This is a genomic window from Cupriavidus sp. L7L, assembly GCF_004353535.1.
GTDB classification, from domain to species: domain Bacteria; phylum Pseudomonadota; class Gammaproteobacteria; order Burkholderiales; family Burkholderiaceae; genus Cupriavidus; species Cupriavidus oxalaticus_A.
Map to the genome: position 1 here is coordinate 515,136 of NZ_SMNY01000003.1, position 13,735 is coordinate 528,870.

Consider the following 13,735-nt stretch of genomic DNA (forward strand, 5'->3'; position numbering starts at 1 on the left):
CCTAGCCCCTTGCTTTCGGCACGACTGTTTGCCAGAGCCATCGTTTCCGATCTGTCGCTGAGACGCTCTTTCGACGGGCGACAGCGCCCCCAGCCCCCAGCGCTGTGCCGCAAAGCATCACGTAGCGCCGCTTTAAAAAAAAGCCCACAGGCATGGCAGCCTGCGGGCAAACGCCTCACAGTGAAGCAGGGACCGCTGAAGAAAAACGGACTGGAAATCGATTGCTAGGACGGACGGAAGATGGCATAAACCTTCGCTACATGCTCCCGGCTTTCCCAACTGCATTGCGCATGCTGTTCGACCAGGAAAATATCGCCTTCGGAAAATGTGCCGCTGCGGCCAGTCTCGTCCTGGAACGTCACACTGCCGTCCAACAGGTGCATCAGTTCGTAATGGATATACGGCATTGCACGGCGGTGGTAAGGCGTCGAATCCCAGGTGCCGCAGACAAATTGCCCGTCCTCGGAGCGATAATCGGTATGGTTGCGGCAAACCGGCGTCGGCGTAAGCAGAAACTCGGCCGGTGGCGTGCCGGATTGTTGCAGTTCCGGCGTCTGCGCGATTGGCACCAGTGCGCGCGAGCCAATGACGCTGTGGTTGTAGCGCATGAAAATAATGGTGACAGGCGCTTCGGCACGCCACGCAAACCCCGCATCGCGCAGTATGACGGCACTGTTGCCGGAACCGAGGGCGACCGTTTGGCCCATCTGCGTCAACGTCAGGCTGCCATCGCTGACGATGATGAACTCGTCCGCCTGCAGGTTAGCAACGGCTCCCGCACCAGCATCGAGCGCGATCTTCCCTACCGTGACGGGCCCGGGCGGCAAGTCGAGAAGCCGGCGGCTGGACAGGAATGCATCTTCGCCATCCCGCGCGGTGACCGGGATGCCCCGGGTATGGTCCCGCGCAAACTCGCGCAGATCGACAAAAGTCGCCGGGGTGGCGCGCTGCTGCAAACTCGACATGACTTGTTCCCGCGATCAATGAGATTGCGCTGCATAGCCTGTCCGCGCAGGGTCTCGGAATGAAGAAATTGGTGGACAGGCACGGTCAGAGCACCATGAAAGCGTCGTCGCTCGTTCCTGCAACCCGAGTAGGATTAGACCACTACCGGATTTCCGGCGTATCGTGTTTGGGTCGGGTTTAAGGAAAGAATCTATGGCATTCGCCACGCACGGCGGCATATGTTGCTGCAAGCCTCGCATGCGCACATTATGGGGACGCCGACCGCGCGGTACTCGCTGATGCACCTGCCGACCGTAAGCCAACGGTACGCCCATGGGCTTAGCAATTCATGCGGTCTGCCTCCGGCTTAACCGCATAAGACCCTCGTTACGCCACGGCAGCCAGATGATCGTGCGGAATCTCTGCCAGGCCGCAAAGCGGCCCCAAAGCTATGGCAAGATTACCTGAGTCGCCAGACCCGCCCGACGCGACGATGCCAGGCAATGCTGCCAACGGCGCCCGTAGCAAGTCACGGCGGCCGGTTCAATGTGCCAGAAAGGAAGACATCATGCCAAGCCAAGCTACCGTTGTTCCAGTAACCTATCGCGCGATGAGCGAGAAGGACCTGCCTGCAGCCTATGAGCTGTCGCAGACTATGCGCTGGCCACATCGCCTCGAGGACTGGAGCTTTGTCCTCGGCCTTGGCACTGGCTTCGTCGCCGAAGAGGCCGGTGCGGTGATCGGCACCGGGCTGTGCTGGAAACAAGGACAGCAGGCGTCGCTCGGGATGATTATCGTGTCCCCGGCGCACCAGGGTAAAGGCATCGGCAAAGCGTTGATGAAACTGGTGCTGGAAGCCCTGGGGGAACGTTGCACACTGCTGAACGCAACGCCTGCCGGCCAGCCCCTGTACGAGCAGCTCGGCTTTATCGCGACCGGCACGATCCACCAGCACCAGGGAACGTTGAATGCCGTCGCTAACGCCCCGTCCTTTCCAGGCGAAGCACTGCGCCCGTACGTCCCCGGCGATACCGAGGCCATCATTGCGCTGGGAAACCGCGCCACTGGCATGTCTCGCGACGAGGTCCTCAGGGCATTGCTCGCCGCTGGCGAGACAGTCGTGCTTGAGCGCCATGGCAAGGTCGCCGGATTCTCCATCATGCGCCGCTTCGGACGCGGCCATGCGATCGGGCCGGTGGTAGCGTCTGACACGGATCACGCGAAAGCCCTGATCGCCTATTGGTGCGGAGCCTACGCCGGCTCCTTCGTGCGCATTGACGTCACCGGCACGAGCGGCCTGCAAGGTTGGCTAGCGGAGGCAGGACTACTTCAGGTTGACACGGTAGTGGCCATGGCACGCCACGATGTACCGCAGACGGATAGCACGCTGCAGCAGTTTGCGATCATTAGCCAGGCGCTCTGCTAAGTCAGCACACCAGCAGCTATCCGGAGATTTTCATGCGATCTCTCATATAGCGACCGCCGGCTTGCGCGGCGGTCGCTGTTGAATCTTGCCGCGCCAGTCCATGCGCGCTTATGCAGCCTCGGCATTGAACTCGGACACGAACGCCGGCGCTGCTTCCATGCGATAGCGTTCATCCTGGCTGACGTAGTACATCGCGGACTGGCCCCGGCGCGCAAACGTTACACAACACGCATGCTCGAAGCGCCCGAAGCGCGTGACGCCGATCCCGGGCGGGTCCCTCCACTCCCATACACGCTGTTCCTCAATGCAGTCCAACACCCGATGCTGCGTCCGGGGATGCATGGATGAACTGAGCATCATGCTGATATAGCCGAACTCGCCCAGCGACGGGTAGCGTTGCTGCATTGCCGCCCATCGTCTTTTCGGGGACATTGGGGGAACATTGCCGCCCCCCGTATCCCGCCCGGGATTCCCTCCTTTCTCCGCGTTCATTTGCCTTCCGATATTTGTTGCAGGTTCCTGCCGGTTTTCAACCATGCGGGCTCGATACCGTTTCCGGTACGTCACGCATGGGATCCGCGGGCCATCGCGCGGCGGCCGGCCGCCTCTTGAAGCAGGGATACGTCGCGTGCCGGCCGGTTACGCTGACTTACTGTGCTTGCCTGAGTTGAACCAGGATCGAGGGATCCTCCAGGGTGGAGAGGTCCTGCGTGATCTGCTCCCCTTTCGCGATGCCTCGCAGCAGACGGCGCATGACCTTGCCGGAGCGGGTCTTGGGCAGGTTGTCGGCAAAGCGGATCTCCTTTGGCTTGGCGATCGGGCTGATCTCGCGCGCAACCCACTCGCGCAACACCTTCGCGAACTGCGCTGCTTCCTCCCCCTGCGGGCGTGCGCCCTTCAGGACCACGAACGCGCACACCGCTTCGCCGGTGGTGTCATCCGGCTTGCCCACCACCGCGGCCTCGGCCACGTCGCAGTGGGCCGCCAGCACCGACTCGATTTCCATGGTGCCCATGCGATGGCCGGATACATTCAGCACATCATCGATGCGACCGGTAATCGTGAAGTAGCCGGTCTTGTCATGGCGCACCGCCCCGTCGCCGGCCAGATACAGCTTTCCTCCCAGCTCTGCCGGGAAGTAGCTTTTCCAGAACCGGTCAGCGTCACCCCAGATCGTCCGGATCATGGATGGCCAGGGCCGCTTGATGACCAGAATTCCGCCTTGCCCGTGCGGCAGTTCGTTGCCGGTCTCATCCACCACCGCGGCCATGATCCCTGGCAACGGCAACGTGCATGAGCCGGGTTGCAATGGCATTGCGCCCGGCATCGGGCTGATCATATGTCCACCCGTTTCCGTTTGCCAGAAGGTGTCCACGATCGGACAGCTCCCGTTGCCGACGTTCTGGTGGTACCACCGCCAGGTGTCCGGATCGATGGGCTCCCCCACCGAGCCGAGCAGGCGCAGACTGGACAGGTCGTATCGCCCCGGGTGTACTGCCGGGTCCTTGCCGCTGGCCTTGATCAGGGAACGGATTGCCGTCGGTGCCGTATAGAAGATCGTTGCCTGATGCTTGCGCACCATGTCCCAGAAGCGGCCGGCGTTGGGATAGGTTGGTACCCCTTCGAACACAATCTGGGTTGCTCCTGCGGCGAGAGGGCCGTAGGCGATGTAAGTATGGCCGGTCACCCAGCCGATGTCCGCCGTACACCAGAATATGTCGTGAGGCTTGATGTCGAAGGTCCACTTCATCGTCAACGCCGCCCACAACAGGTAGCCACCGGATGCATGCTGTACTCCCTTGGGCTTGCCGGTGGAGCCAGAGGTATACAAGATGAACAGCGGATGCTCGGCCCCGACCCACTCCGGTTCGCAGGCTGCGGGCTGGGCGGCCATCACCGCATCCAGCCATAGGTCGCGTCCCGCAACCAGCGGAATGCTGGCACCAGTACGCCGGTGAACGACAACGTGCCTCACCGTTTCGCAACTGCCGGGCGCGAGCGCTTCATCGACAATGGACTTCAGCGGCAGGGACTTGCCGCCTCGCACCTGCTCGTCGGCGGTGATCACGGCCACCGCGCCGGCATCGATGATCCGCTCGCGCAGCGACTTCGCGGAGAATCCGGCGAAGACGACGGAATGCACCGCTCCGATGCGCGCGCACGCCTGCATCGCGGCAATGCCCTCGATGGACATTGGCATGTAAATGACGACCCGGTCGCCTTTGGCGACCCCCATGGCACGCAAGCCGTTGGCCAGCTGGCAGACCTTCGCATGCAGTTGCGCATACGTGATCCGCGTGACCAGTCCGTCGTCGGCCTCAAACACGATCGCCGTCTTGTCCGCGTTGCCCAGCTGCAGGTTGCGGTCCAGGCAGTTGTACGAAACGTTGAGCTGCCCGTCCTCGAACCAGCGGTAGAACGGCGCATGATCCTCGTTCAGCGTCCTGGTGAACGGCTTGTGCCAGCTGATGCAATCGCGTGCGTGCCGAGCCCAGAAGCCTTCATAGTCTGCCTCTGCGGCCGCGCAGAGGGCCTGATAGGCCGCCATGCCCGCAATGTTCGCTTGATCCACGAACTGGGCAGGCGGATTGACGAGCTCGAATTGCTGTTGCAGGGGTGCAATATCAGACATTGGCAATTCCTGTGGACGATGAGAGCGTGGGTGCTGCGAGTCAGGCCCGAATCTACGGTGAACTCGCAGCGGTCTGCTCACGAGCGGGGCCCGGATTCCCTTCCGATCCGGGCACCACGGCGGGTTTAGAACTTGTGGCGAATGCCGACAACGGCGCCAAACTGGTTGGCACCGGGGCGCACAGCTTCGCTGCTGGCGCCCAGCTGGTCATTGAACCCATTCACGCCGAGGTTCGACTTGCCGCGGTTCAGCGCGTACGAAACCGTGCTGTAGACGTCGGTTCGCTTCGATAGTGCATAGTCGACCAGCGCCACGAACTGCCATGGATTGCCGGCATTCGAATCTCGCAGATTCTGGTAATAGGCAGAGCCAGCCACAGACAATGCGGGCGTAACCTGGTAGGCAGCGCCAAGCCAGGCGAGGTTCGACACCGTGTTGGCCAGCGCAACGCCCGGCAGGACGGCACCGTTGAACGCGTGCGCATACCGATACCCTGCATAGACCTTGGCCGAACCCACCGAGTAGGTCGCCGCCGCTGCCGCGCGCCGGATCAGGCTGTTGGTCGACAGCGCGGTGGCTGCCGAACGGTTCGACTGGTCATAGATGGCACCGAAGGCGAATGGCCCGGCGGCATAGCTTGCCGAGGCCGAATACGAACGTCCGTTGGTGAAATTCCCCGCGACTTCCTGGTTGTTGCTATTGAAGCTATACAGGCCGCTCAGGCTTAGTCCGCCGAACTTGCCCATGTACTTGACCGAGTTGTCGGCGCGCGCTCCGCCCATGTACGGGTCCTGTGCGCCAACCGAGTACCGGCTGGCGATGGCCATCGGGTCGTAGGTAACGCCGAAGTCGAAGAAGGGCGTAGTGTGCCGTCCGAACGTAACCTGACCCCACCCGGTCTGCAGGCCGACGTACGCGCCGCGTCCGAACAAGCGACCGCCCTGCGCCGAGGTACCGGTATCGATGTTGAACCCGCTTTCCAACAGGAAAATGCTCTTCAGCCCGCCGCCCAGATCTTCGACGCCACGCACCCCCCAACGCGACCCCGACTGGTTGCCCGACTGAATGGCCCATAGATTGTGACCCGCTGCGCCGGCGGCAACGGTGCCATTTGACGCTACGGCATGGTTCAGGTACTCGAATCCCACATCAGCGACCCCATACAGCGTGACGTTCGACTGGGCGTACGCGCCGGAACCCACCAGCCACGCCGCTGACATGACCAACATTCTGTACTTCATGAACTTTTCTCCTCCGATTGATTTGATATACCCATCACATGAGATGCACCGGGCGAAGCGAATTCTGCATTGATATTTCTTTAATTAACAATTCGCATCCTTCATGGTGTCGTCAATGCAACGGATTTCTATTTTTAGGCGTCCGCCTATTCTTTATTGACGTCTGATCTGCATCCGGGATGGGTGAGATTTTTGTTATTGGCGTTTACCGGCCAGCCTGCATCACCAGGTACAACGCAAGTTCGATCTCGTTTCGCAAACCGAGCTTGTTCATTGCGGAACACTTCTGAACGCTGATGGTCTTTACGCTGCGATTAAACTGTCGTGCAATATCTTGTAGCGGCAAGCCGCGTCCAAGCAGGCGAATCACCTCCTGTTCGCGCGGCGTGAGACGATCAGCGGATGGCTCGGCGTCCTGGGAGGAAGACCCCGCCAGCAATGCCTGAGTGGCAGGGTCCAGATATTTTTCGCCGGACAGCACGGCACGGCATGCATCCGCCATGCACTGAAGGTCAGTCGATTTTGCGACAAACGCGTCGGCGCCTCTCGCCAGCAATTGCCGAACCACACCATTCGAGCGCCCGCCCCAGAAGACTACGATCCTCGCCTGCGGTGACATACGGCGGATACGCTCCACCAGGCGCATGCCGTCAGCTTCCCCGCCATAGTCATATCCTGTAATGATGATCTCTGGCGGTTGGCTTGCGTGATGCTTCAGTACGGCGAGCAATCCCGCTGCACTGTTTGCGACCGCGATAACTGCGATGCCATGGCGTTCGAGGTATGGCACGAGCCCCGCCAGCACGACTGGATGGTCATCGGCAATCACCGCGGTTGCCTTTGCATTCATAGCGGACAGAAGATTTACCCGGCTCAAACTAAAGCACGAACAATCGCCCGATATCCGAAGCGCTTTGCGAAGCGTCAGTATCCCTTTGCCCGATCGACAAGCCCGATGACCGGCTCGCCGTTTTCATGGCGGCGCATATTGTCCAGCACAGCCATGGCAGCAGTATCCGGTCGGGTCATGCTTGCAATGTGGGGCGTGATCCATACCCTCGGGTGCCGCCACAATGGGTTGTCCGCGGGCAGCGGTTCGGGATGTGTGACATCGAGAATGGCGTCGCCGATTTGCCCGGAATCCAGCGCGGCCAGCAGATCCGCGTGGTTAAGTTGCTGGCCCCGCCCAGCGTGCACCAGGCCGGCACCCCGCGGCAAGGCGTTGAACAGGCGGGCGTCCAGCATGCCGCGCGTTTCGTCTGTTAGCGGCAGCAGGCACAAGAGGATATCGGTACGTGCGAGGAATGCGTTGAGTTCCGCCTGACCGGCGTAGCACGTCACCCCGTCGATGCTGCGTTGCGATCGCGACCATCCCGCACAGTCGAAGCCAAACGAGCGCAGGCGCGCCAGCACTGCCTGCCCCAGAGAGCCTAGTCCCAGCACTCCGACACGCCGCTCTTGCGCCAGTCGCACCTGGATGGGACTCCAGTTCGACTGCGCCTGTTGCCGCCGATATGCCGGCATGTCGCGGTGGAGCGCCAGCACCGAGAACACCGCATACTCCACCATGCCCTCCACGATACCTGGCTCGATCATCCTCACCAGCGGCATATGTTCCGGCACTGACTTCAGATTGAACTGGTCAACGCCCGCGCCCGTTGAGAACACCACCTGGAGGTTGGGAAAGCGCTGTGCGATATCCTCGGGCGGCTCCCACGCCGCCAGGTACCGCACCTGCGCGGGATCGCCAATATCGGGCCAGATGCGGAAATCAACATCCGCCCGCTCGCGCGCAAAAACCTTGGCCCACTCCTGGCCTCGCGCCGGATCTGCTTTGTAAATGAATGTGCTCATGTAGGGCGTCTCCGGTCTAAGAGCGGTTGTCGTTAAGAAGGGCAAACTACAGCGCGGTCTGCTTCACACAGGGAGCGTGCGGTAGCGAGACCGCCGCGATCATTTGAGGCACGACTCGGCGGCCGGATGATGCGCCGCTCCCTGGGTAAGGATCACGCATCGATCCACACGTTCTCGGCGAACATATAGCCCATCAGCCCCCCCAGCGGAATGGGCGACAGGCCCTTGAGCTTGGTCGTATGGGCGTCGATGCTCGACAGGAACAACGGGATGCCAATGCCAGCCTCCTCGTGCACCATCGTCTGCATGTCGGCATACATCTGCTTGCGCTTTGCGAAGTCGGTCTCTCCGCGCGCCGCAACCAGCAACTGGTCGAATTTCGGGTTCTTCCAGCGCGACTCGTTCCACGGCGCATCCGATTTGAAGAACTGCGTGAAGATGGTGTCGGCGCTGGGCCGCGGGTTCACGTTGCCGAAGCCCACATGACTATTGAGCCAATGGTTCGACCAGTAGCCGTCGACCGGCATGCGCTTGATGTCGAGTTCCACGCCGACACGCTGCGCGGCTTGCTGCAACACCAGTGCGGTTTCCACCGAATACAGGGCTGCAGGAGACGTCACCACTTGTACCTTGCCGGACACGCCGGCTTTGCGCAGGTGGAACTTCGCCTTCTCGGGATCGAACGGCCTCTGCGGCAGATCCTTGAAATAGAAGCGGTTGGTGGGGTCGATGGGCTGGTCGTTGGCAACCACCGCATTGCCAAGCGCGATCGCTTGCTTCATCTGCTGGCGGTCCAGCAAGTACTTCATCCCCAGGATAAAGTCAGGGTTCGTGCCCGGCCCCACGTCCTTGCGCATGATCAGGTCGGAGTACTGGCCCGATTGCGTCGTCATGATGGCGTAGCCGGGGGTGCCCTTGACCCTGGACACAGAACGCGGGTTGACCATCGCCACCAGGTCCATGCCGCCGGACAACAGCGCATTGAGCCGCGCACTGTCGTCGGCAATGCCGATGAGTTCAATCTCGTCGAGGTAAGGCTTCCCGGGCTTCCAGTACGCGTCGTTGCGCACCACCAGTGTGCGCACGCCGGGCTTGAACTCCTTGATCTTGTAAGGCCCGGTGCCGATGCCGGCGCTGAAGTCGGTGGTGCCGTCCTTGACGATGTGGAAATGGGACGTGCCCAGAATGACCGGCAGATCGGCATTGGGGCTGTTCAGCACCACCGTGACCTCGTTCGGGCCGGTGGCCTTCACGCTCTCGATCTGCTCGGCCAGCACCTTGGCCTTGGAGGCTGTGGCCGGATCCTTGTGGCGCATGATCGAGTACACCACGTCGGCCGGCGAGAGCGCCTTGCCGTCGTGGAAGGTCACGCCCTTGCGCAGCGCAAAGACCCAGGTCTTGGCGTCCGTGGTGTTGAACGTCTCCGCCAGCGCCGCCCGCGGCGTCAGGCTTCGGTCCAGCGAAGTCAGTCCGTTGTACACCATGTTGCAGCGCACATAGTCGTTCTGATTCGATTGCTTCGCCGGATCGAGCGTATCGGAGGCGGCTGCCGTGCCCACCGCCACGCGGATGCGCCCGCCGCGCTTGGGGGTCTGCGCATGCGCGTCGAGCGCCGCGCCGGCCAGGCCGCCGGCCAGCGTGGCCTGCATGCCCCCCGCCAGCAGCATCTTCAGGACATCGCGCCGGGTGGCGCCGCCTTTGAGCGCTTCCATCATGCAAAGGCTTTCACCGGGACCGACAAAGTTTTCCAACTGGTTACGGCTATCGCTCATGGTTGTACTCCTGTGTATCGATTAGGAAAGGCATGCAAGTCGCGTTGTTGAATACAGGATCGGTTGGTATGGCTTAAGCCAGCCGATCCTTGAGCTGGTAGTACAGGCCAACGGCGGGCAAGAACCATGGCGCGCCGAAGTGTCCGGGAATGGCGGGCCATTCGCGCTCGCGCCATGGGTTGGCGGCTGCGTCGCCGGCCATCACAGCAGCCATGCGCTCACCCATGTAGACGGACATTTGAGTGCCGTGGCCGCTGTAACCCATCGAATAGAAGAGACCGTCACGCTCGCCGGCATGTGGCAGGCGGTCCTGGGTCATGTCAACCAGCCCGCCCCAGCAATAGTCCAGCCGGACATCGGCCAGCTGAGGAAAGATTTCGGCGAGGCCGGCACGCAGGATTTCGCCGCTGGCGGCGTCCTGCTGCGGACTGGAAACTGCAAAGCGCGCCCTGCCGCCGAAGACCAGCCGCTGGTCGGGGGTGAGACGGAAATAATGGTGGATGTTTGCCACCGTGACGTAGGTGCGGCGCTTGGCCAGCAGTGCAGTGGCGCGCTCTGCCCCCAGCGGCTCCGTGGTCACAATAAAGCTGCCGATCGGCACGATGCGCCGGCGCAGCCAGCCAAAGCTGCCATAGCCGCCATGGCGCGTCGCGCCGGTGGCAAGCAGCACCTGCCGGGCCAGCACGGTGCCGCGCGTGGTGTGCAGGCGGTGTACCTGGCCATGCATGCGCTCAACGCGCTGTACACACGTGCCGGTATGAATCTGTGCGCCATGGCGCTGCGCGGCCACGGCCAGGCCTTGGGCAAAGCGGCCCATATGCATCTGGCCGCTGCGTTTGTAGAGCAGGCCGCCGTGGAAGCGTTCGCTCTGGACCTCGGCACGCACGCGGTGCGCGTCGAGTATTTCCACATCGGTATCCACGCCATCGGCGATAAGCCTGTCCGCGCTGCGGCGCAGCGCATCCATCTGATGCGCACGGGTCGCGAGCTTGAGCTTGCCGTTGCGCTCGAAGTCGCAAGCGATGCCCTCGTCGCGGATGATGCGCGCCACCGTGTCGACCGCATCGTCGTAGGCGTGGTACCAGTCACGGGCCCGCTGCGCGCCAACCCTGGCAGCAACGTCGGCGTAATCCACCGCAAGGCCATTGTTGACATGTCCGCCGTTGCGCCCGGAAGCCTCCGGCGCAACGGTGGACCCCGCCTCAAGCACCACGACGCTCGCGCCCCGCCTGGCCAGCGCCAGCGCTGCCGACAGCCCGGTGAAGCCGCCGCCGACGATGGCGACATCGACCTGGGGCGGCAGATCGTACGCATTCAGAGCCAGCGGAGGCACTGAATCTTTCCAATAGGAATCGAGCTTCATAGTGATGTACGGGAGGGTCCGCTGAGGGTTTTCAGAGACCAACGACGGCAGGCAGGCCACCGATGTCCTGGATCTCGGTGTAGCGGTAAGCCGCGTTGCCCGGGCCGTGGCCGCGATTCACGAACACCTTGTTCACGATGCCGAGGTCATCGGCCGACATCAGGTCGTAGCGCAGGCTCGACGACACGTGCAGCACGTCTTCAGGATTGCAGCCCAGCGAGTCCAGCATGTACTCGAAGGCCTTCAGCCGCGGCTTGTAGGCCTGCGCCTGCTGCGCTGTGTAGACGCGGTGGAACGGCGCGCCCAGCTTCGCCACGTTCTTCTGGATCTGGTCGTCCGAGGCGTTCGACAGGATCACCAGCGGAATCTCCTTGGCCACCTTGGCCAGGCCCGCCGGTACATCTTCGTGCGGGCCCCAGGTCGGCACCGCGTCGTAGTACGACTGGCCATCGCTGTCCAGGTACTGGATCTTCCACTTCTTGCACAGGCGGCGCACGGCGTTCTTCAGCACCACTTCATACGGCTGCCAGTCGCCCAGCACCTCGTCGAAGCGATAGGCGCTGAAGTCGGCGATGAATTGCTCCATTTGCTCAGGGGCAATCCGATCGGCGAACAGCTCGCGCGTCATCTCGCCCATGCGGAATCGCGTGAGCGTGCCATAGCAGTCAAAAGTCACGTACTTGGGTCGGAAGGTCATGTTTTCTGATCCTCAGGGGTTACCGGTCCTCGACCGGGGTGGAACTGCGCGTTGACCGCCGCAGATGACAGCGTGATTGCGGGGGATTAGAGCATGCGAGCTCTTTACGGTTATTGGGAAATTCAGCCGCGTCACGCGGCGAAAATGCGGTTATTTAAGTTGCGACGGCAGGTCGTGCGGCCTGCACCGCGGCTGTGCGTCCACAGGCCCCCTGTCCTGCCGGCATGCATGGCTACCGCGGCTCGGAAAAATCGATCAGCACGCTCTTGAAGCGCAGGTTCGCCTCGACCGCCTGCCGGCCAAGATCCTTGCCGATGCCCGACTGGTGGTAGCCTCCGGTCGGAATCACAAAGTCGGCGCTGCGCCCATAACGGTTGATCCATACCGTGCCGGCCGAGATGCCGCGCATCGCCCGTAACGCCCGCCCGATGTCCGCCGTATGCACGCCCGCGGCGAGGCCGTAGTTCGCGTGCCCGGCCAGCTCCAGGCCTTCTTCTTCATCGCCGAAGGTCTGCACGGTCAGCACGGGGCCGAATATCTCCTCCTGCACGGCAGCGTTGTCTGCGGCCACACCGGAGATCAGCGTGGGCTGGAAGTACGCGCCGCCCGGGCCACCGTCGAACAGGCCGCCGCCGCAGCGCAATTCCGCGCCGGTCTGTCTGGACCGCTCGACGATGTCCAGGATGCGCGACGCCTGCCCTGCTGAGATGATGGGTGCCAGCGTGGTTGCGTCGTCCCAGGTCGCACCCGGGCGCAGGGCTGCGAAGCGCGCCACGATGCGCTCGACCAGCGCCTCGGCGACGCCCCGCTGCACAATCAGGCGCGAACCGGCGACGCACACTTGCCCGGCATTGCCGGTAATGGCCCCGGCGATAATGCCGGCCAGCCGGTCAAGGTCGGGTGCATCGTCGAATACCAGTTGCGGGCTTTTTCCGCCCAACTCCAAGGTCACGGGCTTGGGCCCATGCACCGCGCAAGCAGCCATGATCGACGCCCCGGTGCGCGTCGATCCCGTGAAGGTCATTTTGGCAACCAGCGGGTGGCGCGTGAGCGCATCGCCGGTGGTTTGTCCGTCGCCCTGGACCACGTTGAACATGCCCGGCGGCACACCAGCTTCGATAGCGAGTTCCGCCAGCCTCACCGCCGAGAACGGCGTCAGTTCCGACGGCTTCAGCACGACCGCATTGCCTGCGGCAAGTGCTGCGCCAACCTTCCACGACACCATCACCAGCGGGAAATTCCACGGCGTAATGGCGCCAACGACCCCGTACGGCTCGGCCACCACCATGCCCAGATGGTTGGGCCGGGTGGCGGCTACGTCTCCACCAAGCTTGTCCGCGTATTCGGCAAAGAAGCGCAGGCCCTCGGCCGTGAATGGCACGTCCCAGGCACCGGCATCGCGGACCGGCCGTGTCGAGCACACCGCTTCGAGAGGCGCAAGTCCCCGCACGTCGGCTTCGATCAGGTCCGCCCAGCGGCGCAGCACGCGGGCCCGCTCGCGCGGTGCACGGCGCGCCCAGTCACTGGTGCGCCACGCCCGCCACGCGTCTTGCACCGCGGCATCGACCGTGGCAGCATCGGCCAGCGGCAGCTCGGCATGCACCCGGTTGTCGGAGGGTCGGCGCACCGGGATCCGGCCTGCGTCGGTCACTAGGCGGCCACCGATGAAATGGCCCGCGGGCACAGGGATCGTCTGGGGATCGAATACTTGCACGGGATGTAGGGCGCCTGGGGTTGGCACCGTGGTTGATTCATGGCTTCCATGCTAGACGCGAAGCCTCAGAATTTGTCCCTGTTGCGGTCTG

At 62.8% G+C, this 13,735-nt stretch carries 11 protein-coding genes; 1 reads left to right on the forward strand and 10 read right to left on the reverse strand.

The window, feature by feature from the left end; all coding sequences use genetic code 11:
- Positions 1-224: 224 nt before the first annotated feature.
- Entirely contained in the window at positions 225-965 is a 741-nt protein-coding gene (locus tag E1J61_RS04405) for a cupin domain-containing protein (RefSeq protein WP_133092894.1), read from the reverse strand.
- Positions 966-1,513: 548 nt separating this feature from the next.
- Here E1J61_RS04405 and E1J61_RS04410 point away from each other — a divergent pair.
- Positions 1,514-2,371 carry a GNAT family N-acetyltransferase gene (locus E1J61_RS04410; RefSeq protein ID WP_133092895.1) on the forward strand — a complete coding sequence of 286 codons (858 nt, stop codon included), beginning with the start codon at positions 1,514-1,516 and terminating at the stop codon, positions 2,369-2,371.
- 108 nt (positions 2,372-2,479) lie between these two features.
- Here the strand turns inward: E1J61_RS04410 and E1J61_RS04415 are convergent, their stop codons facing one another.
- The 9 genes from E1J61_RS04415 to E1J61_RS04455 all read right to left on the reverse strand — a co-directional run bounded on the left by E1J61_RS04415 (position 2,480) and on the right by E1J61_RS04455 (position 13,644).
- Positions 2,480-2,776 carry a hypothetical protein gene (locus E1J61_RS04415; RefSeq protein ID WP_133092896.1) on the reverse strand — a complete coding sequence of 99 codons (297 nt, stop codon included), beginning with the start codon at positions 2,774-2,776 and terminating at the stop codon, positions 2,480-2,482.
- Positions 2,777-3,020: 244 nt separating this feature from the next.
- Positions 3,021-5,003 carry an acetate--CoA ligase gene (acs, locus tag E1J61_RS04420; protein ID WP_133092897.1) on the reverse strand — a complete coding sequence of 661 codons (1,983 nt, stop codon included), beginning with the start codon at positions 5,001-5,003 and terminating at the stop codon, positions 3,021-3,023.
- A gap of 125 nt (positions 5,004-5,128) precedes the next feature.
- The gene (locus tag E1J61_RS04425) at positions 5,129-6,244 is read right to left on the reverse strand and encodes a porin (protein WP_133092898.1); all 1,116 of its coding nucleotides are present in this window, start codon (positions 6,242-6,244) and stop codon (positions 5,129-5,131) included.
- A gap of 205 nt (positions 6,245-6,449) precedes the next feature.
- Complete coding sequence (locus tag E1J61_RS04430) at positions 6,450-7,073, reverse strand: response regulator transcription factor (RefSeq protein WP_243736772.1); 624 nt, start codon at positions 7,071-7,073, stop codon at positions 6,450-6,452.
- 95 nt (positions 7,074-7,168) lie between these two features.
- Positions 7,169-8,098, reverse strand: coding sequence for a glyoxylate/hydroxypyruvate reductase A (locus E1J61_RS04435; RefSeq protein WP_133092900.1), 930 nt, complete (start codon positions 8,096-8,098; stop codon positions 7,169-7,171).
- A gap of 152 nt (positions 8,099-8,250) precedes the next feature.
- On the reverse strand, positions 8,251-9,870 hold the full coding sequence (locus tag E1J61_RS04440) for an ABC transporter substrate-binding protein (RefSeq protein WP_133092901.1): 1,620 nt from the start codon (positions 9,868-9,870) through the stop codon (positions 8,251-8,253).
- A gap of 73 nt (positions 9,871-9,943) precedes the next feature.
- On the reverse strand, positions 9,944-11,233 hold the full coding sequence (locus E1J61_RS04445) for an FAD-binding oxidoreductase (protein WP_133092902.1): 1,290 nt from the start codon (positions 11,231-11,233) through the stop codon (positions 9,944-9,946).
- A gap of 31 nt (positions 11,234-11,264) precedes the next feature.
- Positions 11,265-11,930, reverse strand: a complete 666-nt coding sequence (locus E1J61_RS04450; RefSeq protein ID WP_133092903.1) for a haloacid dehalogenase type II — start codon at positions 11,928-11,930, stop codon at positions 11,265-11,267.
- Between the two features lie 232 nt (positions 11,931-12,162).
- The gene (locus E1J61_RS04455; RefSeq protein ID WP_133092904.1) at positions 12,163-13,644 is read right to left on the reverse strand and encodes an aldehyde dehydrogenase; all 1,482 of its coding nucleotides are present in this window, start codon (positions 13,642-13,644) and stop codon (positions 12,163-12,165) included.
- Between the last annotated feature and the right edge of the window lie 91 nt (positions 13,645-13,735).

Excerpts from the sequence above, each read along its gene's own strand:
- E1J61_RS04405 (WP_133092894.1), bottom strand. The coding sequence starts at position 965 with ATGTCGAGTTTGCAGCAGCGCGCCACCCCGGCGACTTTTGTCGATCTG.
- E1J61_RS04410 (WP_133092895.1), top strand. The coding sequence starts at position 1,514 with ATGCCAAGCCAAGCTACCGTTGTTCCAGTAACCTATCGCGCGATGAGC.
- E1J61_RS04415 (WP_133092896.1), bottom strand. The coding sequence starts at position 2,776 with ATGCAGCAACGCTACCCGTCGCTGGGCGAGTTCGGCTATATCAGCATG.
- acs (WP_133092897.1), bottom strand. The coding sequence starts at position 5,003 with ATGTCTGATATTGCACCCCTGCAACAGCAATTCGAGCTCGTCAATCCG.
- E1J61_RS04425 (WP_133092898.1), bottom strand. The coding sequence starts at position 6,244 with ATGAAGTACAGAATGTTGGTCATGTCAGCGGCGTGGCTGGTGGGTTCC.
- E1J61_RS04435 (WP_133092900.1), bottom strand. The coding sequence starts at position 8,098 with ATGAGCACATTCATTTACAAAGCAGATCCGGCGCGAGGCCAGGAGTGG.
- E1J61_RS04440 (WP_133092901.1), bottom strand. The coding sequence starts at position 9,870 with ATGAGCGATAGCCGTAACCAGTTGGAAAACTTTGTCGGTCCCGGTGAA.
- E1J61_RS04445 (WP_133092902.1), bottom strand. The coding sequence starts at position 11,233 with ATGAAGCTCGATTCCTATTGGAAAGATTCAGTGCCTCCGCTGGCTCTG.
- E1J61_RS04450 (WP_133092903.1), bottom strand. The coding sequence starts at position 11,930 with ATGACCTTCCGACCCAAGTACGTGACTTTTGACTGCTATGGCACGCTC.